At 57.9% G+C, this 21,273-nt stretch carries 19 protein-coding genes; 3 read left to right on the top strand and 16 right to left on the bottom strand.

Features of this window, described 5'->3' with window-relative positions; translation table 11 throughout:
• Window positions 1–5: 5 nt before the first annotated feature.
• The 14 genes from CRD18_RS03125 to CRD18_RS03060 form a co-directional block, all read right to left on the bottom strand.
• Complete coding sequence (locus CRD18_RS03125; RefSeq protein WP_070652929.1) at window positions 6–1,322, bottom strand: ammonium transporter; 1,317 nt, start codon at window positions 1,320–1,322, stop codon at window positions 6–8.
• A gap of 254 nt (window positions 1,323–1,576) precedes the next feature.
• Entirely contained in the window at window positions 1,577–1,858 is a 282-nt protein-coding gene (locus tag CRD18_RS03120) for an acylphosphatase (RefSeq protein ID WP_069358780.1), read from the bottom strand.
• Entirely contained in the window at window positions 1,848–3,308 is a 1,461-nt protein-coding gene (locus tag CRD18_RS03115) for a sodium:alanine symporter family protein (protein WP_070827420.1), read from the bottom strand. The genes CRD18_RS03120 and CRD18_RS03115 overlap by 11 nt, the downstream gene beginning before the upstream one ends.
• Window positions 3,309–3,326: 18 nt before the next feature.
• Entirely contained in the window at window positions 3,327–4,190 is an 864-nt protein-coding gene (mutM, locus tag CRD18_RS03110) for a bifunctional DNA-formamidopyrimidine glycosylase/DNA-(apurinic or apyrimidinic site) lyase (RefSeq protein WP_049189533.1), read from the bottom strand.
• Window positions 4,190–4,918 carry a ribonuclease III gene (gene rnc, locus CRD18_RS03105; RefSeq protein WP_049189534.1) on the bottom strand — a complete coding sequence of 243 codons (729 nt, stop codon included), beginning with the start codon at window positions 4,916–4,918 and terminating at the stop codon, window positions 4,190–4,192. The genes mutM and rnc overlap by 1 nt, the downstream gene beginning before the upstream one ends.
• A gap of 42 nt (window positions 4,919–4,960) precedes the next feature.
• The gene (locus CRD18_RS03100) at window positions 4,961–5,521 is read right to left on the bottom strand and encodes a DUF177 domain-containing protein (RefSeq protein ID WP_048735478.1); all 561 of its coding nucleotides are present in this window, start codon (window positions 5,519–5,521) and stop codon (window positions 4,961–4,963) included.
• A 29-nt stretch (window positions 5,522–5,550) separates the two neighbouring features.
• The gene (locus tag CRD18_RS03095) at window positions 5,551–6,312 is read right to left on the bottom strand and encodes a DivIVA domain-containing protein (RefSeq protein WP_049171555.1); all 762 of its coding nucleotides are present in this window, start codon (window positions 6,310–6,312) and stop codon (window positions 5,551–5,553) included.
• Window positions 6,313–6,322: 10 nt separating this feature from the next.
• Entirely contained in the window at window positions 6,323–6,796 is a 474-nt protein-coding gene (gene coaD / locus CRD18_RS03090) for a pantetheine-phosphate adenylyltransferase (protein WP_049189535.1), read from the bottom strand.
• A 45-nt stretch (window positions 6,797–6,841) separates the two neighbouring features.
• The gene (rsmD, locus tag CRD18_RS03085; protein ID WP_049189536.1) at window positions 6,842–7,408 is read right to left on the bottom strand and encodes a 16S rRNA (guanine(966)-N(2))-methyltransferase RsmD; all 567 of its coding nucleotides are present in this window, start codon (window positions 7,406–7,408) and stop codon (window positions 6,842–6,844) included.
• A complete protein-coding gene (locus CRD18_RS03080; RefSeq protein WP_147765714.1) occupies window positions 7,409–7,681 on the bottom strand; it encodes an acetyl-CoA carboxylase biotin carboxyl carrier protein subunit in 273 nt (90 codons plus the stop codon).
• 24 nt (window positions 7,682–7,705) lie between these two features.
• Window positions 7,706–9,856, bottom strand: coding sequence for an ATP-dependent DNA helicase RecG (locus CRD18_RS03075; RefSeq protein ID WP_187405516.1), 2,151 nt, complete (start codon window positions 9,854–9,856; stop codon window positions 7,706–7,708).
• A 4-nt stretch (window positions 9,857–9,860) separates the two neighbouring features.
• The gene (locus CRD18_RS03070) at window positions 9,861–11,387 is read right to left on the bottom strand and encodes a DAK2 domain-containing protein (protein ID WP_070566944.1); all 1,527 of its coding nucleotides are present in this window, start codon (window positions 11,385–11,387) and stop codon (window positions 9,861–9,863) included.
• 6 nt (window positions 11,388–11,393) lie between these two features.
• Complete coding sequence (locus CRD18_RS03065; protein WP_048735462.1) at window positions 11,394–12,059, bottom strand: uracil-DNA glycosylase; 666 nt, start codon at window positions 12,057–12,059, stop codon at window positions 11,394–11,396.
• Window positions 12,060–12,096: 37 nt separating this feature from the next.
• Window positions 12,097–13,053, bottom strand: coding sequence for a thiamine-phosphate kinase (locus CRD18_RS03060; protein WP_049171566.1), 957 nt, complete (start codon window positions 13,051–13,053; stop codon window positions 12,097–12,099).
• Between the two features lie 111 nt (window positions 13,054–13,164).
• On the opposite strand from CRD18_RS03060, the gene CRD18_RS03055 reads away from it, so the two are divergent.
• Window positions 13,165–14,145, top strand: coding sequence for a DUF3515 domain-containing protein (locus CRD18_RS03055; protein WP_070566942.1), 981 nt, complete (start codon window positions 13,165–13,167; stop codon window positions 14,143–14,145).
• A gap of 10 nt (window positions 14,146–14,155) precedes the next feature.
• Here CRD18_RS03055 and CRD18_RS03050 read toward each other — a convergent pair whose 3' ends face one another.
• A complete protein-coding gene (locus CRD18_RS03050; protein ID WP_049171570.1) occupies window positions 14,156–15,259 on the bottom strand; it encodes a D-alanine--D-alanine ligase family protein in 1,104 nt (367 codons plus the stop codon).
• A 35-nt stretch (window positions 15,260–15,294) separates the two neighbouring features.
• Complete coding sequence (locus tag CRD18_RS03045) at window positions 15,295–16,293, bottom strand: NAD(P)H-dependent glycerol-3-phosphate dehydrogenase (RefSeq protein WP_016422532.1); 999 nt, start codon at window positions 16,291–16,293, stop codon at window positions 15,295–15,297.
• Window positions 16,294–16,405: 112 nt separating this feature from the next.
• Between CRD18_RS03045 and CRD18_RS03040 the strand changes: the two genes are divergently transcribed.
• Window positions 16,406–17,386 carry an NUDIX hydrolase gene (locus CRD18_RS03040; RefSeq protein WP_187269737.1) on the top strand — a complete coding sequence of 327 codons (981 nt, stop codon included), beginning with the start codon at window positions 16,406–16,408 and terminating at the stop codon, window positions 17,384–17,386.
• 229 nt (window positions 17,387–17,615) lie between these two features.
• Entirely contained in the window at window positions 17,616–21,263 is a 3,648-nt protein-coding gene (locus tag CRD18_RS03035; protein WP_187406506.1) for a hypothetical protein, read from the top strand.
• Window positions 21,264–21,273: the final 10 nt, after the last annotated feature.

The following is a 21,273-nucleotide window of genomic DNA, read 5'->3' as shown; positions in this document are numbered from 1 at the left end:
GTTGTTTACACAGCCGCCTGCTTGGCTGACGTGTAGGCCGACTCACCATGCTGAGCGACGTCGATACCAGAATGTTCCTGCTCGCCGTGAATACGCCAACCGACGGTTACCTTCAGGACTCGGGCAATGATGTACGTCAGCACGCCCGAGAACACAGCTGCGATGACAGCAATAATGACCTGGATGGCAAACAACTTCAGGCCGTCGATGCCACCGCCGGTAAGCAGCCCTCGGTCGTTGGCCAGCAGACCGACACCAATCGTTCCCCACATAGCTGCGACCAAATGCAGACCAACCACATCCAGGGTGTCATCGAAGTTGAATTTGTACTTTAAGCCCACTCCCCAGCAACCCAGCGCACCGCCGATATAGCCCAGAATGATCGAGGTCACTGGGTTCATATCTCCTGCGGCCGGAGTAATAGTCACAAGCCCTGCGATGACACCCGAAGCGGCGCCCAGCGAGGTGGGATGTCCATCACGAATACGCTCGAGTGAAATCCAGCCGAGCATACCCACGCACGCTGCCACCGTCGTATTCAGCCATGCCAGACCAGCGACACCGTCGGCCGCAAATGCCGAACCGCCGTTGAAGCCGAACCAGCCGAACCACAGCAGTGCAGCACCCAGCATGACGAGTGGCAGATTGTGCGGGCGATGCTGGCTGCCATCGATGGACTTGCGCTTACCGACGATAATCGCCAGCACCAAAGCGGCAGTACCAGCAGCAATGTGCACAACCGTACCGCCAGCGAAGTCAATTGGAGCGATCAATGCTTCACCGTCAGCGGTACCGAACAGCTTTGCCGACAGCCCCTCTGCCGAGTGGCTCAGCAGGCCACCGCCCCAGACCATGAAGGCCATTGGGAAGTACACCAGCGTCGTCCAGAAGCCGACGAAGATCAACCAGGTGGAGAACTTCACACGTTCAGCCAGCGCACCGGAAATCAGCGCCACCGAGATAGAGCAGAACGTGAGCTGGAACCCGATGTCGATGATGTTCGGGTACCCGTTCGCACCTGCGATGTAGTTGCCGTCACCATCCGTAATCGAGTTACGCAGACCGAAGAACTCGAATGGGTTGGCAAAAACACCACCGATCGACTGCGATCCGTAGGACATCGACCAGCCCCACAGCACGTAAATGGCACCGACAACGCCGACCGCACCAAAACTCATCATCATCATGTTGAGCACCGACTTCTGTCGCGACATGCCGCCATAGAACAGCGCGAGCGCCGGTGTCATCAGCAAAACCAACGAAGCCGAAATCAGCATCCACGCTGAGTTTCCCGACTGTGCAATTACTTCTTCAGGCGTCATATGTGCCTCCCCTGTCTGTCAGTAGGTAGTTATTAACTTAAACCACCCGACTTCCGTATTTACGTATTCTTTTTCCCGGTTGCGTAGGTTTTTAGCGCTCTGAGACCTCTACAACGCACCAATCGACTACCTCAAGACACGAAAAATCCCCCGCTAACTGCGTAAAAACAATGGCGCAGAGCGAGGGATAGAACGTTTTCGAATTTTTCGGATTCCTACACCGACATGGGGGGGAGGAAGGCAGTTGGCACCCCTTAACGACGGTCAAACGTGCTCAATGCACCCTTCGGTTCCTGCCATAACGGCACCACTGCCGTCACATCGCCCGGAGTATTCGGCCCCTCAAGCCAAGCGAGCAAACTCTCACAGTCTGCCCGTGGCCCTTCAGCAACAACTAACACCCGACCATCCGGGTAGTTCTGGGCATAACCAACCAACCCCAACTCCAGAGCCGTCGCGCGGGTGTACCAGCGAAAACCGACACCTTGAACACGACCGTGTACCCACGCGGTGAGGCGGACGTCGTTAAGCGACATCGGACTCACGCACTGTCATCGGGTCGGAACCGTCCCAGCACTCGATCTTGTCGTGGCCGCGGAGGTTTGGCAGATCATCGCGGTGGAATACCGGATTGAGCCCCTTGGACTTCTGCTCGGAGTAGTTCTTCAGCAGGGCGACAGCGACGCCACCCAGCGGGAGAATGGCAATGATGTTTATGGTGGCCATGAGGGCGGAGAAAGTATCTGCAAGCGACCAGACGAGCGGCACGGAACCGACAGCTCCGCCAATAACGCACAGGATGACCAGGACGCGCACGGTATTCAGGACAGCCTTGCTCTTAGACAGGAACGGGATATTTGCTTCGGCGTAGTAGTAGTTGCCCACCAGCGAGGAGAACGCAAGGAAGAAAATGATAACCGTAACCGCGTGGATAGCCCACGTACCCACCTGCGCTGACAGCGCGGTCTGAGTCAGCGCGGTGCCCTCTACATCGCCGCCGAAAGTCGGGTCGGACAGCAGGATGATAACCGCGGTGATGGTACAGACGACCCAGGTATCGAAGTAGACGCCCATGGTCTGAATGAGGCCCTGCTTGACCGGGTGCGACACCGATGCCGTCGCCGCCGCATTCGGAGTGGAACCCATACCGGCTTCATTGGAGAACAGACCGCGGCGAATACCCTGCATCATGGCGGTACCGACGGCAGCACCAGCAATCTCACGGATACCGAAGGCGTGCTCAAAAATCAGCTTGATCATGCCCGGCACCTCGGTGATGTTGAGAGCCAAGACAATCAGGCCGAGGATAATGTAGGCCACGGCCATAATCGGCACGACAATCTGCGTCACCGCCGAAATACGCTGCACACCACCGAAGATGATGACACCAGCCAAGATTGCCAGCACGATACCGACACAGAACTTAAAGATCGGTGTCTCCTGCCCGGTCGACTGAGCCACAGCCGCCGTAATCGAGTTGGACTGCACCGCGTTGAACACGAAACCGTAGGTCACCGTGATAGCGATGACGAACAGCGAGGCCATCCAGCGCCAGTTCTCCCCTAGCCCCTTGGTGATGTAGTAGGCCGGGCCGCCTCGGTAAGAGTCCTTATCCCGCACCTTGTACAGCTGTGCCAGCGTAGACTCCACGAAGCTGGTTGCGCCACCAATCGCGGCGAGCAGCCACATCCAAAACACCGCGCCAGGGCCACCGGTGGTGATCGCCACCGCCACACCTGCGACGTTTCCGGTACCCACGCGTGAGGCTGCCGAAATTGTAAAGGCCTTAAAGGCCGAGATGCCCTTGACGCCCTCAGAAATATCAGAGGGCTTTTCAGTGATGGCCCTGAACATCTCCGGGATGTACCGGATCTGCACCATGATGGTCCGCCAACAGAAGTACAAACCTGTACCAATCAGCAGAACAATCATGAGCAGCCAGTACTTGTCATTCCAAGCATTTACCCAGTCGGTTGCTTGCTCCATGAAACTCATAAGGAAATTCTAGCGCTGACAGGTGGGACACAGATAACTCGATCTATTCCCAAATGGCAGACGGACAATTGCGCGCCCACACCTCGAGCACGGCTCCCCCGCTTGGCCATAGGCGTTCAAGCTCCGCTCGAAATAGCCACTTTCGCCGTTGACATGCACATATAACGCATCGAAGCTCGTGCCACCCGCCGCTAGCGCCCGCTGAAGTACCGCTTGCCCCTCGCGCAAAAGTTTCGCTAAACGACGGACCGAAAGGTCACACGCCGGCACGCGCCCATCGACCTTCGCTGCCCAAAGCATTTCGTCGGCATAGATGTTACCGATACCCGACACAATGTTCTGGTTGAGCAATACGGCCTTAATCGGCGAACGCGACTTCATCATGCGGTGTGCAAGTGCAACCACATCGACAGTTGGCTCCAATAGATCGGGCGCGATCTTGGCTGCGGGTTCCGGAACAAAGCGACCGTGGGATTCGACCATTTCACAGGCCCAGACCCAACCAAAGGTGCGCTGATCGTTGAAGTTGATAAGGTGCCGAGCGCCGTCCGGCAGGGCTATGTCAAATGCGGCCCTGGTGTGGCGTCCGGGCAGCGTATCGGGCGTGTACGGAGCTTCCACACGCAATTGGCCGCTCATACCCAGGTGGATGGCAATTGCGGAGTCGTCGTCAAGCGTGAGCCACATGAACTTGCCGCGGCGATCCGTAGCGATAACCGTGCGCCCGCGCGTGCGACCGATAAACTCTGCGGCACCACCGGGTTGGCGCCGCACGGCACGAGCGTTGTAGACGAAAGTGTCCTCGATGCGGCCACCGACGACGTAAGCGTCGAGACCGCGGCGTACGGACTCGACTTCAGGAAGCTCGGGCATTATGCCAGTGCAGTATGCGCCTGATGCGCGGCGTGCATCTCGGCTTCCTTCTTCGTGGCGCCGGTACCGCTGCCCTTAACCACGCCGTCAACCAGCACGTCAACGTAGAAAGTTAGGTCATGGTCGGGGCCGGTGGTGCGCACGGTGTACTCAGCAGCCGGTAGTTGCTTGGCTGCCAGGCGCTCCTGCAACAGCGTCTTCCAGTCACGACCGCGAGACTCCGTCGGGGCATCGTCAATCATCTGGTTAAACAGGCGAAGAACGGTCTCGCGGGCAACCTCAAAGCCATGCTGCAGGTAAATGGCACCCAGCAGCGCCTCGGTGGTGTCAGCGAGAATTGAGTGCTTATCCGCACCACCGGTGGCCTTCTCACCGCGACCGAGGAGAATGTGCTCCCCCAATCCGATACTGCGGGCCAGGTCAGCCAGCGCGTACATGTTCACGACACCTGCGCGCATCTTGGAAATATCCTGCTCAGCGCGGTCCGGGAAGCGACGGTAGAGTTCTTCAGCAACGCACATGCCCAGCACGGCGTCGCCCAGGAACTCTAGCCGCTCGTTATTGGTCAGCATGCCATTTTCATTCGCGAAACTGCGGTGGGTCAAAGCGAGCTTCAGGGACTCCTCTGATAGCTCAACACCGAGTTTTTCCAGCAGCGGGGCGTGATCGACGGCCTCGAAAGCCGCCTTTCTAGCCGCCTCACCGGTTAGCCGACGCTTGCGGCTCATCCGTTATATCTCCTTTAAAGTCTTCGTCTAAGTCGTCGTCGATTACTTCTCGTCGCCGAGCGAGCCAAACTTTTCCGCCAGGCCAGCCCAACGCGGATCAATGCGCTCCTCTTCACCCGAGATGCCGTCTGGCTCCGGCACTTCTGAGTCCGACTCAGCACAGCTGGAATCGAAATCCAGACAGGTCGGATTGAAGGGCAGATTCAAGCCCGCCTCATCGATGACGGCTTGAGTGATATCCACCGTATTGTCGACGATCTGGCCAACTTCGTCCTCAAGGTCTTCTTCCTCGGCATCGTCGCCTGTGATGAAGTCCTCGTTGTTGGAAAAGACAGCCGAAATGTGGAAGCTGAGCTCCGGATTCAGCGGGGCTAGGCAGCGGACACACTCGCCGGTGGCCTTGGCAGTCACAGTCGCGTCAACCATGACACCACTGCCGAGGTTCGTGACAATGCCGTCAACGACAACCTCCTCGCCAGCGGCGATGCCAATCATCTCGACACCAACGCGGACGGGGCTATCGCCTACCTTGCGGAACTGCTCGGGCATGCCGCCCTGCAGACATGTCGAAACGTCCAGAACAAATGGGGATGAGTCAGTCATGATAGACCTCAGTCTACCCCGAAGATGCGCTAACGCTCGTACCGGCGGCGTTCCTGCCCCTCGGAGAAGGAAGACGGCGCGCTCTGTGCCCCTGCACCACCGCCGACGGCACCGGCCCCCGAACGCAGTACCGAGCGATTGCGACCGACATTACGCAGGGTCTCCTGGAGAGTCTGTTCAAACTCGGCGAGCTTGGAATCAACGTAGCGGTCACACTCTTCACGGAGGCGAGAGGAATCCGCGTGTGCGTCGGAAAGCAGACGATTCGCCTCGTCGTTGGCTTCGCGGACGACCGTTGACTCAGCGACCAGGCGAGCCTGCTCCTCGCGGCCTTCCGCAACGGAACGCTCGTAGGATTCGTTACCAGCGTGAATCAGGCGATCGGACTCGGCAGAAGCACGATCCACAATGCTGTCGTACTCGTGCTGAGCATCCTCGCGGAGGCGACGGGCGTCGTCCTCAGCGGCCGCGACGGTGCCAGCTGCGTGGGCATTGGCATCCTCGACGGTGTGGTTAGCGCGGGCCTCGGCCTCGTCGACAATGCGATGGGCTTCTTCATCCGCAGTCGAAATGGTGTTGTTCGCCCGGGCTTCAGCATCGTTGATAATCTCATCCCGCTGGTCCAAGACATCCTGCGCGTCATCGAGCTCAGCCGGGAAAGCATCCCTCAGCTCATCGAGCAACTCGAGAACACGCTGACGCGGAACCATACAATTGGCCGACAGTGGCACGCCGTGTGCCTCTTCTAGGATCTGGACCAGTTCATCAAGAGATTCGAAGACGCGAAACATGACTTACATGCTACTTCAGTCGGCGCTGCAGGGCGTGCAAGACAGGCTCAGGAACTAGCCCTTCCACCGAACCGCCGTAGCGAACAACTTCCTTCATCAGTGTCGACGACACATGACCGTACTTCGGATCAGCTTCCACAAAGAGAGTCTCAATGCCCGTCATGCGCCGATTCATCTGCGCCATGGGAGCCTCGTACTCGTAGTCCGCCGCCGAGCGCAGCCCCTTGACCAGGCAGGAGATGCCCTGCGCGGAGGTGTAGTCAACCAACAGCTTCGACCAGGAGTCCACCTGCACATTGTCCAAGTGCTGCGTGCACTGCCGAATGAGGTCCATGCGCTCTTCGACATTGAACATGCCCTGCTTATTCGGGTTGTGGGTAACCAGCACGGTCACCTGATCGAATTGGCGCGCGGCACGCTCAATCACATCGAGGTGACCAGAGGTCATGGGATCGTAGGAACCGGGGCAGCATGCGTGAGTCATAGAGGTCAAACCACCTTTGGCCGTCGTAAAGCGTAAAGAAGAACGTTAAGCGTTGTAGATAGCGGTGTCGAAGCGCGCCAAACCGTGAATGCGACGCTTCAGCTTCTGCTGGAGCTGTTCGTAGCCCTCGGGCCACTGCGTCTCCTCGTCATCGCGGTGACGCTCCACAGTCACGACCGCGCCCGGCGCGAGGAAGCTACGCAGCGCCTCGAGCATCTCTGTAACGGCCTCCCCCACCAACTCATAGGGCGGATCCGCGATGACGCGGTCAAAAGGCTCGCCCGGCGCGCCCGCAAGGTACGACGACACTTTCATCGGAGACAGGGCCACATCGGGATGCCCCACGGTGCGAATGTTCTTTTCAATAGCGGCAATGGCGTTCGGATCGTTTTCCACCAACACGACGGAACGCGCGCCGCGAGAAGCCGCTTCCAAACCGAGCGCACCCGAGCCAGCAAACAGGTCGAGAACGCGAGTTCCCTCTAGCCCAAAGCGTGTGGACCAGGAGGAAAAGATGGCTTCCTTCGCGCGGTCACTAGTTGGCCGAGTGGTCTCTCCCTTAGGCGCGACTAGCCTACGACCGCGTGCCTCACCTGCAATAATGCGGGTCATCTACTTCCCTTCGTGCGATGTGTTCTCGTTGCCGTTGTGCTGTGCCGTGGCGCTGTGAGTTGCTAGCGTGATTCTTGCCAGCAGCTGACCGCCTTCGACATCCACAAATTGATCTGCCGCCACCTCCGCGACCGTGCCCGGGCAGGGCGCTAAAACCGGCGCTTCTAGCTTGACGGCCTCCACGACCGCAATAACCTGACCGGTCGTCACCGAGTCTTTCTCGGCGACCTCCCAGCGGACTACTCCTGCAAAAGGTGCACAGACATCTACCATGCCCAACAGTCTACTTTGGTCTTACTAGGAGCGGTCCAAGTAGTTCGACTGCTCTTCATCGATATCGGAGATAAGCTCTCCCACAAGCCTCTCATCAACATCGAGAAGAGCCATGGCATCATGTCGGGTGCGCTCGATGATTTCGCCGTCGGTGGTGAGGTCCACCAGGCCGAGGCCGGTTGCCAGTCCCGATTGGTCATCGCCGAGCAGATCGCCGAAACTACGCGTGGCCAGGTCCAGCTCCGCCAGTTGAATGCCGTCGGTGGTGGCGGCAATGCGGTCCAGCCGGGTGCGCTCCGGTGTCTGCGAATGCGTGTGTGTACATAGGAAGCACAGGCCACCACGGTCACCACGGCCGACACGACCGCGCAGCTGGTGAATCTGCGAGATACCGTAGCTCTCGGCGCGGCGAATCATCATGATCGTGGCCTCTGGTACATCCACGCCGACTTCGATAACTGTGGTGGACACCAGCACATCCAGCTGTCCTGTGGCAAAGGCCTGCATCACGCGGTCTTTGTCCTCCGGTGCCATATTGCCGTGCAACTGACTGATACGTACACCGGGCAGTTTTTTCCTCGCTCGGTCGAACACCGCCTCCACGGACTCGTCGAGGAACTGTTCCTCATCGCGGGTAATGCGGGGACAGACAATGAAGGCGCGGTTGCCCTTGGCCACTTCTTCCCCAATGCGCTCCCAGGTTCGTGCCTCCCAGCGGGGTTTCTCCAGCGTCGGTACGACAAAGGATTGGATTTCCTGACGTCCCCGTGGCAATTCCGTCAACTGCGAAACTGCGAGGTCGCCAAAAATGGTCATCGCTACCGTGCGCGGAATCGGGGTTGCCGACATCACCAACAGATGCGGTGTCATTCCACCCCGTCCCCTGCTTCGCAGCTGATCGCGCTGGCGCACACCAAAGCGGTGCTGCTCATCGACGACCACCAGCCCGAGATCGAAGAACTCCACGCCCTCACTGAGCAGGGCATGCGTGCCGACAACAATGTCAGCCTCCCCGTTGACTGCCTCCAACAGGGTTGCCCGGCGCTCCTTCGTCGACATCGATCCCGTCAACAGTCGTACAGTCACTGCTACTCCGGCTTGCTCCAGCATCGCTGTCAGCGATCGGTAGTGCTGTTGGGCCAGGACTTCCGTCGGCGCCAGCATCGCGCACTGCCTGCTGGAATCGACTGCTTGCAGCATTCCCAGTAGGGCCACCACGGTCTTACCCGAGCCGACTTCACCTGCTAGCAGGCGGTTCATTGGGTTAGGCCTCGCCATATCGTGCGCAATATCGGCTGCGACCGCGACCTGACCGTCGGTAAGCGAAAACGGCAACCCTCGGCGTAGCTCGTCGCGAAGTCCCCCGGCGACTTCCATGCAGGCCGGAGCGGTGAGGCTCGCTTGAGTACGTTTGCGTGCACCAACCGCGAGCTGGAGCTCAAGCGCTTCGTCGTACTTCAGTCGGGCAAGCGCAATATCGGGGCCCGCGATGGAGGGAAAGTGTGCGCCACGCAGTGCGGAGTCGAAATCGGTAAGTCCCTCCGGCGTGGCGGGCAATGGGTCTGGCTGGAGCGGTAACCATTCGAGGATGCGCTGCATGTACAGAGCCAGGTGAATACCCGCTACTCCTTTACGGCCACGGTAAATGGGCAGATAGGGGCGCGTGAGCAGCCGCTGCATCTCCGCAATCCCCTTGGCTGTCTTCGTCAGTGTGGCCAGCTTGCCAGTGGCTGCGCCTACCGAACCATCGGCTTTAAGCACCATGCAATCAACATTTTTCAGCTGTAGCTCATTGCGGAACTCGCTGAGCGTGCCAACAATGAGCAGACGCACACCGGGGTGCAGCATATTGCGCAGCCATTCGGCACCGAAAATCGCGGCCGGAAGAATGCGCACGCCGTCGCTGACATAGATTTTCAGTGGCTTGCGTCGGTCGGCGAAGGCGGGCGCTGGCGAAATGCTGTGCACCTCCACGACTGTGGTGATGGTGTCGCCAATGTCGGAAAATGACACATCTAAGCTCTTACCCTGCGCCACGTAGCGCTTCGGGAAATTCGTCAGTGCATCCGAGACGGTCTCCATACCAAAAGCCGTATGCAGCTTCTTTGCAATCTTTGGCCCCACCACGATATTCAGGGGCGTGCGCGCATATTCCGAGCCGAGCCATCCGAGCATCGTGCTACTCGATTCCTACCTGCACCAGCTCATCGATGCCGGTTGCATCGTAGGCTACGACCTCCACAGGCTTGTCCAGCCGCGCCCGCACTTGCGCTATGTCCACGCCCTCAGCTCCGCGCCCGAGCAGCAGAGTCACTAGTTCCCCGCCGCCAGCCAACAGGTCTGAGATGGTCTCTGTGAGCGCGTCAGTCAGGGGCTTATCGACGTCCGCAGCGACTACAGCCGTTCGCGTGCCATTGGCAGCCTCTCCCATCGCATACGCAGCAACCGCCAGCGGCAGCTCAGCCGAATGCACGGCCAAGGCAGCAAGGCCAGCCGGAATGGAGTCTGTGGACACTACCGCGAGCGTCGGATTAGCCGCGGCAGCAGCGAATTCGATATCCGCCAATTCCTGGTCGCTAACCAGCCCATTTGGCAGCAGGATTACCTCATCCGCACCCCGCATGGCAGTCAGCGCCTTGGTGACCACATTGTCAGCGAACTCCTGGTCGGCGATAGCTGCTCGATCTGTGGGAATGGATGTGGGAGTCGGAGCGGGGGTCGGGCTGATAGCAATCGCCCCAGAGGAGGTGATGAGATCATTCAGCGGACCGTCCGGCACTACCGCAATGAGGATGCGAGTGGACTCAGGTGTTGTCTCCGGCTCATCGAGCACCTCGATACGGATGCGTTCCGGACGACCGAAGTCGAGTGCCGCCTCAATAACTGCGCCCGGCTCCACTGTGTGGATATGCACCATGTACTGCGCAGTCTCCGCATTACCAGCATCACCTGCGATGATGAGCGAATTGCCCAGCGAGTTCAACCGCTCTCGCAGCGCTTCCACCGCCTGGGTATCCGCCAAGGAAATCAGGTACATGACCTCCATCTCAACGGTGGCTACGTGTGGCGCGTCGACATGCAAATCGACCGGTGCGGCTGCGCGGCCGCTGACTTCGTCGGCAAGCGCGTCGAGCAGAATGACCAACCCCGCGCCGCCGGCGTCGACCACGCCCGCCTGCTGCAGTGCCGGGAGCTGGCTAGGGGTTTTCGCCAGCGCATCGCGAGCGGCATCCGCGATCGTGTCGGCGAGCTCCTCAATCGAGTCGCCCTCAAATTCCTCCGCGGCAATCGCGGCGTGCCGCAGGACTGTCAGAATCGTGCCCTCCACTGGATTGGCAATCGCCTGGGAAACATGTTGCACAGCTAGCTTTAGCGAGTGTTGTACCGACTCAACGCCAATGCCACTACCGGAGGCAGCCTCAGCCACCGCGCGAAAAACCTGCGAGAGCACAGTGCCCGAATTACCGCGGGCACCGCGCACTGCACCGGCAGCTAGGGCCGCGGTGACTGCGCGAACATCGGAAGCGTCAGCCTTTTGCGCTTCCTCATAGGCCGAACTCAACGTCGCGAGCATATTCGACCCGGTATCGGAATCCGGTACTGGGAAGACATTGAGACTGTTGATCTCATCGCGGCGGGATTGAAGCGCGTCAATCCCCCGGGCAACCCAGCCGACGATGGCGGCAGAACCAATCTGCAAAGACATGAATTCCTATTCTAGCGTCCAGTCGATAGGGGTAGCTCCCTGACGAATCAGCGACTCATTGGCCCGGCTGAACGGACGCGACCCGAAGAACCCACGGGATGCCGACAGCGGTGACGGGTGCGGCGAACAGATGCAGTCCACGCCCGGGAGCCAACGCTGCAAACTCTGCGCGTCGCGTCCCCACAGAATGGCCACGAGAGGCTGATCACGGGCGACCAATGCTTTGATGGCATGCTCCGTGATTGCCTCCCAGCCCTTACCGCGGTGCGAGGCAGCAGCACCCGGACGTACGGTCAACACACGGTTGAACAGAGCTACGCCCTGCCTACTCCACGGAGTGAGGTCACCGTTGGAGGGAGTCGGGAGCCCCAGGTCGGAGGAATACTCCTTAAAAATATTCGCCAACGACCGCGGTACCGGCTTCACATCCGGCTGGACCGAGAAGCTAAGCCCCATCGCATGCCCCGGGGTCGGGTACGGGTCCTGACCGATAATGAGCACCTTGACCTCATCGAATGGATAAGTAAAGGCGCGCAGCACATCGGTGCCCGCGGGCAGGTAACCGTAGCCGGCCGCGTTCTCCTCGCGCAGGAACTGCCCCATCCGGTGGATGTCATCGGCCACTGGCTCCAGCGCCTTCTGCCACCCTTCTTCGACCGGCAACGGATCCATGTCATGCAGCCTTTCTTCTCAAAACCTCTTCGAACTCTTAAAAGGAAACCCAACCGGCATCGCGGGCAGGAGGTTTGCCGTCGATAAGCACCGAATCGAACTTTTCCTTCGACACCGTGCCGATAGCGCGGAACCCCGTCGGAGGCTCCCCCGGCGTCGAACCGATCAGTGTGTGGTCCTCCCCGCCGGTGAGCACCCACTCCCACGGGTCGATGCCCAGGTATTCACCAGCGGCAATCTGCAACTCATCGGGCGCAATGGCACTGCTGTCAACTTCCAAAGTAACCCTGGAGGCCTGCGCAATAGCGCGGAGATCCACCACCAGTCCATCGGAATTGTCCGTCAGTGAACGCACACCTGTAGCTCGCGCCGTGGCACCCCTGCGGTATTCGAATTCGGGCGTACAGTGTGCTGCCACCAGCTGCGCAAACTCGCTTGGAACCTTTGCCGGGCTTCCGCAGTGCTGAAGCAGCGCAAGGCCCGCAGCAGAGTAGCCGATGCGTCCCGACGCAATCACCGTATCCCCCGCGCGTGCTGCTGAGCGCAGCAGCGGCCGCCCAAGTCCACCGAGTTCGCCCATCGCACTGATGGAAATCACCAGAGAATCTCCGCTGACCATGTCACCACCGACGAGCTCCGCCGGACATTGCTTGCCTTCCTGCCACAACCCCTCGGCGATACCGGTGACCACACTCACCGGAGTATGCAACGGTGCTGAGATGGCGAAAAGCATGGCCGTTGGACGCGCACCCATCGATTCGATATCGGCGAAATTCTGTACTGCGGCCTTAGCTCCAACTTGCTGAGGTGTCGACCAGTCCAGGCGGAAATGGCGCCCTTCCACCAACATGTCAGTGGAAGTGACAAAACGGGCGTTGGGGGTTGTCTGCGTCAAGACGGCGGCATCGTCGCCATTGCGTGCCGACGGGGCGATAGCCCGGATGGCCTCAATGACCCCAAACTCGCCAATATCGCCAATGGTCAATTCAGTCACAGTGTCGAGTCACATTCCTAATAGTCGATGGTTAACCGTTAATAGCGGAACCCGTCTCGGTATTGCCCCCAACCAATTGGAGTTGGTACCGGACAACGTAGAATCAGGCCCATGGTAGACGCACCCCCATCGGGAGAAACAGTTCAGTCCAAGGGTAGCCGGACACGCGCGGGCATCGCACTCGCTATCGCCATTATCTCTATCCTCGGCATCATTTTTGCCGCAAAGATTTACCAGGATAATCAGGCGACAAAGCCAGTCGCGATTTCCAACCCGGAGCTCCCCGCCAATGACTCGCCCGAGTGTGCGGAACTGCTCGACCGACTGCCAGATCGCGCCGCAGGTCTGGTTCGCGCCGACATTGCAGAGCCAGCTCCAGAAGGTGCCGCTGTGTACCGAAACTTGGAACAAGACCGCATCACGCTGCGCTGTGGCGCGAACGTACCTAGCCAGTACAACGAACTGGCTAAGACCGAAGAGGTCAAGGGCATTTCGTGGCTGCGTGTTGTCGACAGTACCGACGAGTCTTTGGCGACTTGGTTCACCGTCGGGCGCGAACCGGTTGTTGCGATTACCGCCGAAGGAAATGCAGAGGCGGAGGATGCCCTGAGTGACCTCGCCGAGGCGCTGCGCCCGGACTCCGAGTACAAGAACAAGCCGGAGCGCGGCGGCGTCCCGCTGGCAGAATTGGCAGCTCCGGAAGCTGATAAGCGCTGCAGCGGCTTGGAGGCTGCCCTCCCCCGCGAGCTTGGCAACCGTCACCGTCTGAGCGCTGAGGAAATGCCGGCTGACATGCCGGAGGACATGGTCATTTGGGGCGGCACCCCAGCCGATCCAGTGGTGCTGCGCTGTGGTGTCGACGAGCCGGCTGGCTATAGCACCACCACGCAGCAGCTGACGCAGGTTGGCGACATTGTCTGGTTCAACGAACCAACGCTCTCCTCCGGTACCTCCGCCACCTGGTACGCCATGGGCCGGGAGCGCTTCGTCGCCGTTGAAATGCCGATGTCGGAGGCCAGCTCACTGATGCCGGTGCTCTCCTCGGTCATCGCTGACAACCTGGAGAACATCTCGCCGAGCGAAGAAAAGTAAGAACCAACTTCTATCGACGAGCTACCAGCGCCCGCTCAATCAGGGCGCTGAGCAGCTCCTCGTAGGCAACACCGGAAGCCGCAAACATCTGCGGGTACATCGAAATCGGGGTAAAGCCCGGCATGGTGTTGACCTCATTGATAATCGGGCCATTATCCGTGACAAAGAAGTCCACGCGAGTCAGCCCATCAGAGCCCAGTGCCCTGAACGCCCGACGAGCATCCGTGTCCAGTGCCTTCAAAACATCCTCCGGCAGCTCAGCCGGGATCTGCGCCGAGACGACATCATCCAAGTACTTGGTCTCAAAACCGTAGAAGCCCTCGTCAGAGTCCTCCGTGCCACGCAGCAACGACGGAACTGATACCTGCAGGCTGCCGTCAGCGCGCTGCAGCACACCAATCTCCACTTCGGCGCCGTCTACACCGGCCTCTACAATGACCTTCCAGTCGTGCTCTCGGGCCAGCTCTACCGCCGCATCCAGATTCGCCCAATCATCGACGCGGGAGATACCAATCGACGATCCACCACGGGCAGGTTTAACGAACACCGGCAGGCCAAGGGTCTCCTTGTCCTCGTCGGAAAGCGACTCGCCGACATGCAAAACAACCTGCTTGCCAATAGGAAGCCCCGCTGCCTGCAAGAGATTCTTCGTGCGTTCCTTATCCATTCCCGCAGCGGAAGCGAGCACGCCCGGGCCGACATAAGCAATGCCGGAAAGCTCAAAGAGCCCCTGAATCGTGCCGTCCTCGCCGTGCGGACCGTGGAGGACCGGGAAGATAACGTCGACGGTGTCGAAAACCTCGCCGGCGCGATCACCGGTGACGAAGCGGAATTCACCGCGGCGTGACGGCGAGGTGCTCAGCGCAACCTCCTCGCCCGGGATGACCTCAGGCATCGTACGCCCCTGCGTGCGCAGCGTATCCGTCTCACGCGTGCCGACGGTCCAGACACCATCCTTGGTAATACCAATGGGAACCACTCGGAAGCGGTCTTCATCCAGGTGATCCATAATTGCGCCGGCCGAGACACAGGAAACACTGTGTTCAGGGCTTGCGCCGCCGTAGATGACGGCGACGGAAATGCGATCTGCAGACGAGCTATTCGACGAAGTCATGGTGACTAAGTTTAGCCCCGACCTCGTTTAAGTGGTTACTCCGACTTGCGGCTGCGCCCCATCAGCTTGCGAATTGTCTCATCGACCTTCGCGCCTTCGTGGCAGACGGCGTAAACGGCCTCAGTAATTGGCATTTCCACGCCATTGCGACGAGCGAGGTCACGGACCGAGATTGAAGAAATCACACCCTCAGCCACCTGACCGCGCGTAGCGTGCTGCGCCTGCTCCATCGTGTCACCGCGACCGAGACGATCGCCGAAGGTACGGTTACGCGACAGCGGCGAGGAACAAGTGGCCACCAAGTCACCGAGGCCCGCCAATCCCGCGAAAGTCTTATCTTCTGCACCAACCGCGTCGCCCAGACGCGTGATTTCCGCCAAGCCACGGGTGATAATGGTTGCCAGCGTGTTCTCACCCAATCCTTGACCAGCGGCCATACCGCAGGCCAACGCAATGACGTTCTTGCAGGCACCGCCGATTTCGCAGCCGATCACATCGGTGTTGGTGTACGGGCGGAAGTAATTAGTGGCAACTGCCGCCTGAATCATCTTGGCGTTGTTCTCATCGGCGCAAGCAATCACCGTTGCCGCTGGCTGCTCCATCGCAACTTCGCGGGCGAGGTTCGGGCCGGACAGCACCGCAATACGCTCTGCTGGCAGGTCTGTGACCTCCGCAATGACCTCACTCATGCGCAGATGTGTCTCGCGCTCCACACCCTTGGCCAGGCTGAGCAGAATCGTCTCCGGCCCGATGAAGTCCTTCCAGACCTTGAGGTTGTCACGCAGAGTCTGCGAGGGCACGCCCAGCACCACCACATCCGCGCCCTTCAGCGCGGCCTCTGCATCCGAGGTGGCTTCGATGTTGCGCGGCAGCCCCAGACCAGGCAGGTAGTCGTGGTTTTCGCGGCTGATCTGAATACGCTGTGCCTGCTCCGCACGTCGCGACCACAGCCGTACAGGATTGCCCGCATCAGCAAAAACCTTGGCGAGCGTCGTGCCCCACGAGCCCGCACCCATCACTGAAACCTGCACCATCGCCGCGACCTTCCTCCGTTAGTCTCTAATCTCCAACAAGTCTAGCGAGACGTTCTCACACTGCGATACTAAACTAGGTCGGCGACAAAGGATTGAAAGGGAATTCACGATGATGCACGAAGAGGACAAGGACCTCAAGGGCGATACCTCCGTGACCGGTCGCCTGCGCCAGATTCCAACGAAGCCAGGTCAGGATGTCACCAAGCCGACCTTCGCGGCCGGCGCGGTTCTATGGCGCGGCGATGTCCACAACCCTGAAATCTGCGTGATTCACCGTCCTTCCTACGACGACTGGTCGCTGCCGAAAGGCAAGCTCGACGCCGGCGAGAACCTCATTGCCACCGCTGTCCGCGAAATCTGGGAAGAGACCGGTTACCGCGTCCGTCTGGGCAAGCTCGTCGGCAACGTCTCTTACCCTGTCGCCGGACGCACGAAGCTGGTCTGGTACTGGACCGCTGAGGTTCTAGACGGCGAATTCGAACAGAACTCCGAGGTCAACGAGCTTCGTTGGGTCTCCTGGGACGAAGCCGAGGAGCTGCTGTCCTACGACCTCGACCGCGACGTGCTGGTCAAGGCCCGCAAGCGCATGAACAAGGAACCGGACACCCGTCTCATTCTGGTTCGCCATGGGCGTGCGCACCGTCGCACCAACTGGAACGGCAATGATGCACTGCGGCCACTGGATAAGAAGGGACGTCGTCAAGCGGAACTGCTCGTCTCTGCCCTGGAAGGCTTCCGCCCCGAGCGGGTCTACTCCGCCGAGCCCGTGCGTTGCCAGGACACCGTCGCGCCACTCGCCGCAGAGCTGGGCATGCAGGTCACAGTCGACGAACGGCTTGGCGACGAGCACTGGATTGCCAACCAGGTTGAGTCCAAGAAGGCATTCGAAGACATTGTCGCGCTAGGCGGAGTCAGCGTCATCTGCTCTCAGGGCATCACCATCCCAGACCTGCTTGCCGCCTGGTCCGCTGAGGGCACCCTTCCCTTCGACGAGGAGATCCTGTGCAAGAAGGGCTCTGCCTGGGTGCTGGGATTCAACGACGGTGTAATGACCACGGCTGATTACTACGCCTCGGCGCTGCCGGTGAAGTAGTTTGTGGCGGGAATTAACCCCGCGCACCACCGTTATCGAACATATGTTTCCCCCCGTTAACTAAATAAATCTGACCAATCCGCTCCCCATGATAATTTCAATTGACCAGCGTTCAGGTTAATTCAGATTAATGTGGTGGCGGGTTTTCATTACACCTCTGTTCACTCTGTGGCCATGGCGCTGAGCGTAACCCGTATCGAGTACGAGTTTTATGAGGTGTCCTTTACAAATGCCCCCTGGCAAGAATTCGGCGCATGCAGAAAAATCCACTGGCGGCCGTCACGCTAAAGCACATTTGAGCATCGCTGAAGTTGCTCAACGGGAAATCACAGGACCGGCGCGCTTGATGAAAGCAGAGGAGCTAATCACAGAGCGTATTAGCTCAGTCTGCGACTGCCAGCATCCCATCATGTTCTTTGAAACAAACCTCACTCCCGAAGAGCAGGAATGGGTTTGCCTCGAACTTGGCAATGGGCTGCGCAGAAGCGACAACGCCCAGGACATTAGGAACTTTCTCTCACGGTATCCAAATGTAGTAGTTACGGCCCTTGCGACAGCAGGGGCGCACATTACCGGAGAAGGCTCCTTTTGGCCTGTTTTCTTTCAACTGATTAACGTTGACGAACGATCCGACATCGTAGAAAACCATATTCGGAAGCATCTGAATAATTGGCTAAACTCCTGCCACCTTGAATCATTCGAGAATACAGATTTAGGTTCTCGAAGATTCGTCGAACGAGCGTTACTACATGCTGGCATCCCAACAGCAGAGCTCCACCGCGTCATCGACGATGCCAACAAGCTCCTCGAAGTTGACGACGACCCCGAGGACGGAGACCGAGAAGGAAAGCATCTCGTCGGCACCTATGCAGCTTCAAGAGATACCTCTACACTGCACCGACTGTCTGTGCTCAAGCCGGTTCTTGCTGAATTCATGTTCGCGCGCATTGTCGAGTACGTCCATTGGACGAATGTCACCGACGATTGGTACAACGCAGAGTTTGAAGGCACTAATGGGCTCCCCCAGAAGCTGTTTTCAGAACTCCGCGAATATCTCAATTCTCCAGAGACTGTCGATCCAGAACCCATTGCAGCCAAAAAGGCGCAAGCAGCTCCTTACATCAAGATTGACATTGATCTAGGAACCATCGATTTGGTACTGCCCGCTGCTCCTGACAACGGCAAAGCGTGTAAGTGGAACGTTGATTTGGGCTATGACAATATCTCAGTGTCTCCACAATACGATTACGCCCTTAATGGTTGGATTGAGACACCTATCCCCATTAGCCAACCGACGGCTGCAATTCGGACCCATAACGCGGAAAATGGAAGCATCCATTCGCTTCGGCTCTATGACGGTGAGTTTCCAGCTATTTTCCTTCGCAGCAATTCGGAAATTCTGCAAAACCAAACTGTCATATCGACTAACACGTTCCTGGTATTAGCACCGGACGATGTGGAGTTTACGGGTGACTCGAGCAGTTCTCCTGTAGGTCCTACAGAAACCTGGAGTTTCGATAACTGGATTGGTTGGAAGGTCTTTCTCTTTGAGGAACTCACAGGGGTAAGAACTCTCACGCTTAGTCGTCCCTCCACGTCCACGTTTACTACTCGTCATATTCGGAGTAACAACAGTCATAAGGTTGAATGGCTCGACGAAGATTTAACTTTGAAGAATGTTTTCGGACAGAATGGACAACCTGTCTATTATTCATCGCCACGGGTCAAACTACCCTTCGACGAGAATGCATATTGGACTAAGTCGCTAATCTACTGCTCTCCACTCGGGGACCGCACCGTAATCGAACAGAACGAAGAGCTGTCCTCGACAACAGGCGAACCTATCGCCGTATTTCCCGATTACTACAGAGATGCCTGGGTCGGTGAGTACGAAGTCAATCTCTTCGACCATGGCACGCTGAAAGAACGGCGCACTTTCAACATGGCGGAGGGGGCTCGCGTTCGATTGAAGTACGGAAGTAGCGCCAGTTGCTCTTACCGATACCCGCAGACCAACATTCACGACAATGGCAATACCGAGGTCTTTATCACCTATGAAAGTTCTGGCGATAAGAGGACCGTTTCCGACTTCAATGGCTTTAGTTCTATCAAGCCAGATGCAGGCCAAATGGCCTTTACGCTCACCAACCCTGAGGGTTTTGAGCTTAAAGCAATTGTGGTCCCCGATACTCTTGAATACGCAATTGAGAACTCCGGCGAGCCATTGAAGTGGGTTTCTCGGCCGAGCCTTATTCGCAAAAGTCAGCTTCGCCCAGGGGGAAAGCTAAAGATTCGTTTTCCGTACGCAATGTCAGGCAAGGCTGAGGTCTACGTGGCAGAATCCCTCCACTCTAGAGGAGGTCAACGTGCAGGCAAGGCTATGCGTTTTACTCCTGATATCCGCAGGAACAGAACCATCTTTGAAGTACCTGTTAGCTCCATTTTGGAAGCAATCGATACTGCCAGAGATATTGTTGTAGGAATCCAGTGGTATCCGGAGAGCCCGAACACTACTTACAAAAAATACAAGGCCGCGCAGAAGGATCGCTGGGTCGAAAGCTGGTCTGCCTTTAAAAAGAAGTATGACAATTGGACTTGGACCTATCCCTCTCCATTGGCATCGACGCTGTTTACAGCTTCGTCATCGAACTATTCTGGAAGCGTTTTTGTCCAGGAAAAAGATCTCGTTCTAAGTTCGCCAATTCGTAGTAGCGATAACGTCCAAGCAATCGTCTGGCAGATGAGTACTCCTGATGAGGAACCAGCGATACTCGATATTAAGCAGCAGAAAACACTTCTTCCTGCCCTGTTGCGGAAAGCAGGACCGCTCGTCGTAGATTTTTCAATCAGTAGAACTGGTTACCGTGCTGAGATTCCAAAAACTCCGACACCAAATGCGCGTGTTGCTTCTTCTCCTCAGGTTGACCACCGCTTCATGCAGAAGAACCTGACATGGGATCAGCTAGCCATTATCAGGAACCTTTCATACCGTGAACTCCAAAAAGCATCCGGTCCTCTGATCACACGCACCTACCACGCCATCAGTGATGATCCGAGGAGCAGTTTGGAGCGACTAGGCCACAGTACTGTCGCCCCTGCTGTTCAGCCGTCTCTTGCGATTCAGTTTGGCCTCATCAATCACCACTTTCACGCAACTGGATCGACACAGGGAGAATTCAATCCAAGTAAATGGGCAGGAATCCTTGGTGAGATAAACGACATTGCCAAGCTCTGCTCACGAGAAGAACTAGACTCTATCTCCGAAAAGGAGCTTAAAGAGTCCGTTAGCTATGTCGAAGCTGCGGCAGGCTCTGACCTCGCACACCGCGCTGTCAACGATGGATTTTTTGCGGAAAACCATCAATGTGCCGAGTTGAAAGAAATCTTTGATGACATCCAACTTGATCTGTTAATCAATGACTTTGACGGCATTGTCGCCAAGCTGCTGGACTCCGAAGGTAAGCGAAAGGCTGCTGACAGCGTCGCGCTTCGCCATAGTTTTTCTGAGCTAGTAGAAAATAGAAAACAGTTTGAAGAGGTTCCACAGTTCGAATTCCTTCTTCGCACTGCTCTACAACACAGATATACGCTAACGAATTCTGAATCCTCATTGCGAGCGGATCTGCTGCACAACTTTGCGATCGAGATTACGGGGACCCCTGATTCGATTGCCCCTGCTCAGCAATGGGCTTGGGCACCATTCGTGTCATTTATCTTCAGTGATTTCTGCCGATTTGGCGCACACTTGTCTAACGATTCGGACGAAATGTTTTCTCAATCACAACTATTCGCTTGGGGAAAAATGGCTCGACTCATTCCAACTCTCACTGTCTACGACCTTCTCTGGGCCGAGGCACGATTCGTAACCGCACGCTAAGGAGTACGCA

The sequence above is a fragment of the Corynebacterium sp. LK31 genome, assembly GCF_014335015.1.
Taxonomy (GTDB): domain Bacteria; phylum Actinomycetota; class Actinomycetes; order Mycobacteriales; family Mycobacteriaceae; genus Corynebacterium; species Corynebacterium jeikeium_D.
This window is presented reverse-complemented; position numbering and strand designations above follow the sequence as displayed.

Coding starts and splice junctions, on each gene's coding strand:
- CRD18_RS03095 (WP_049171555.1), bottom strand. CDS start 6,312: ATGTTTCGCGTCTTCGAATCTCTTGATGAACTGGTCCAGATCCTAGAA.
- CRD18_RS03050 (WP_049171570.1), bottom strand. CDS start 15,259: ATGACTTCGTCGAATAGCTCGTCTGCAGATCGCATTTCCGTCGCCGTC.
- CRD18_RS03120 (WP_069358780.1), bottom strand. CDS start 1,858: ATGTCGCTTAACGACGTCCGCCTCACCGCGTGGGTACACGGTCGTGTT.
- rnc (WP_049189534.1), bottom strand. CDS start 4,918: ATGAGCCGCAAGCGTCGGCTAACCGGTGAGGCGGCTAGAAAGGCGGCT.
- CRD18_RS03035 (WP_187406506.1), top strand. CDS start 17,616: ATGCCCCCTGGCAAGAATTCGGCGCATGCAGAAAAATCCACTGGCGGC.
- CRD18_RS03070 (WP_070566944.1), bottom strand. CDS start 11,387: ATGTCTTTGCAGATTGGTTCTGCCGCCATCGTCGGCTGGGTTGCCCGG.
- CRD18_RS03100 (WP_048735478.1), bottom strand. CDS start 5,521: ATGACTGACTCATCCCCATTTGTTCTGGACGTTTCGACATGTCTGCAG.
- CRD18_RS03125 (WP_070652929.1), bottom strand. CDS start 1,322: ATGACGCCTGAAGAAGTAATTGCACAGTCGGGAAACTCAGCGTGGATG.
- coaD (WP_049189535.1), bottom strand. CDS start 6,796: ATGACTCACGCATGCTGCCCCGGTTCCTACGATCCCATGACCTCTGGT.
- CRD18_RS03080 (WP_147765714.1), bottom strand. CDS start 7,681: ATGGTAGATGTCTGTGCACCTTTTGCAGGAGTAGTCCGCTGGGAGGTC.
- CRD18_RS03115 (WP_070827420.1), bottom strand. CDS start 3,308: ATGGAGCAAGCAACCGACTGGGTAAATGCTTGGAATGACAAGTACTGG.
- CRD18_RS03040 (WP_187269737.1), top strand. CDS start 16,406: ATGCACGAAGAGGACAAGGACCTCAAGGGCGATACCTCCGTGACCGGT.
- CRD18_RS03065 (WP_048735462.1), bottom strand. CDS start 12,059: ATGGATCCGTTGCCGGTCGAAGAAGGGTGGCAGAAGGCGCTGGAGCCA.
- CRD18_RS03055 (WP_070566942.1), top strand. CDS start 13,165: ATGGTAGACGCACCCCCATCGGGAGAAACAGTTCAGTCCAAGGGTAGC.
- CRD18_RS03075 (WP_187405516.1), bottom strand. CDS start 9,856: ATGCTCGGATGGCTCGGCTCGGAATATGCGCGCACGCCCCTGAATATC.
- rsmD (WP_049189536.1), bottom strand. CDS start 7,408: ATGACCCGCATTATTGCAGGTGAGGCACGCGGTCGTAGGCTAGTCGCG.
- mutM (WP_049189533.1), bottom strand. CDS start 4,190: ATGCCCGAGCTTCCTGAAGTCGAGTCCGTACGCCGCGGTCTCGACGCT.
- CRD18_RS03045 (WP_016422532.1), bottom strand. CDS start 16,293: ATGGTGCAGGTTTCAGTGATGGGTGCGGGCTCGTGGGGCACGACGCTC.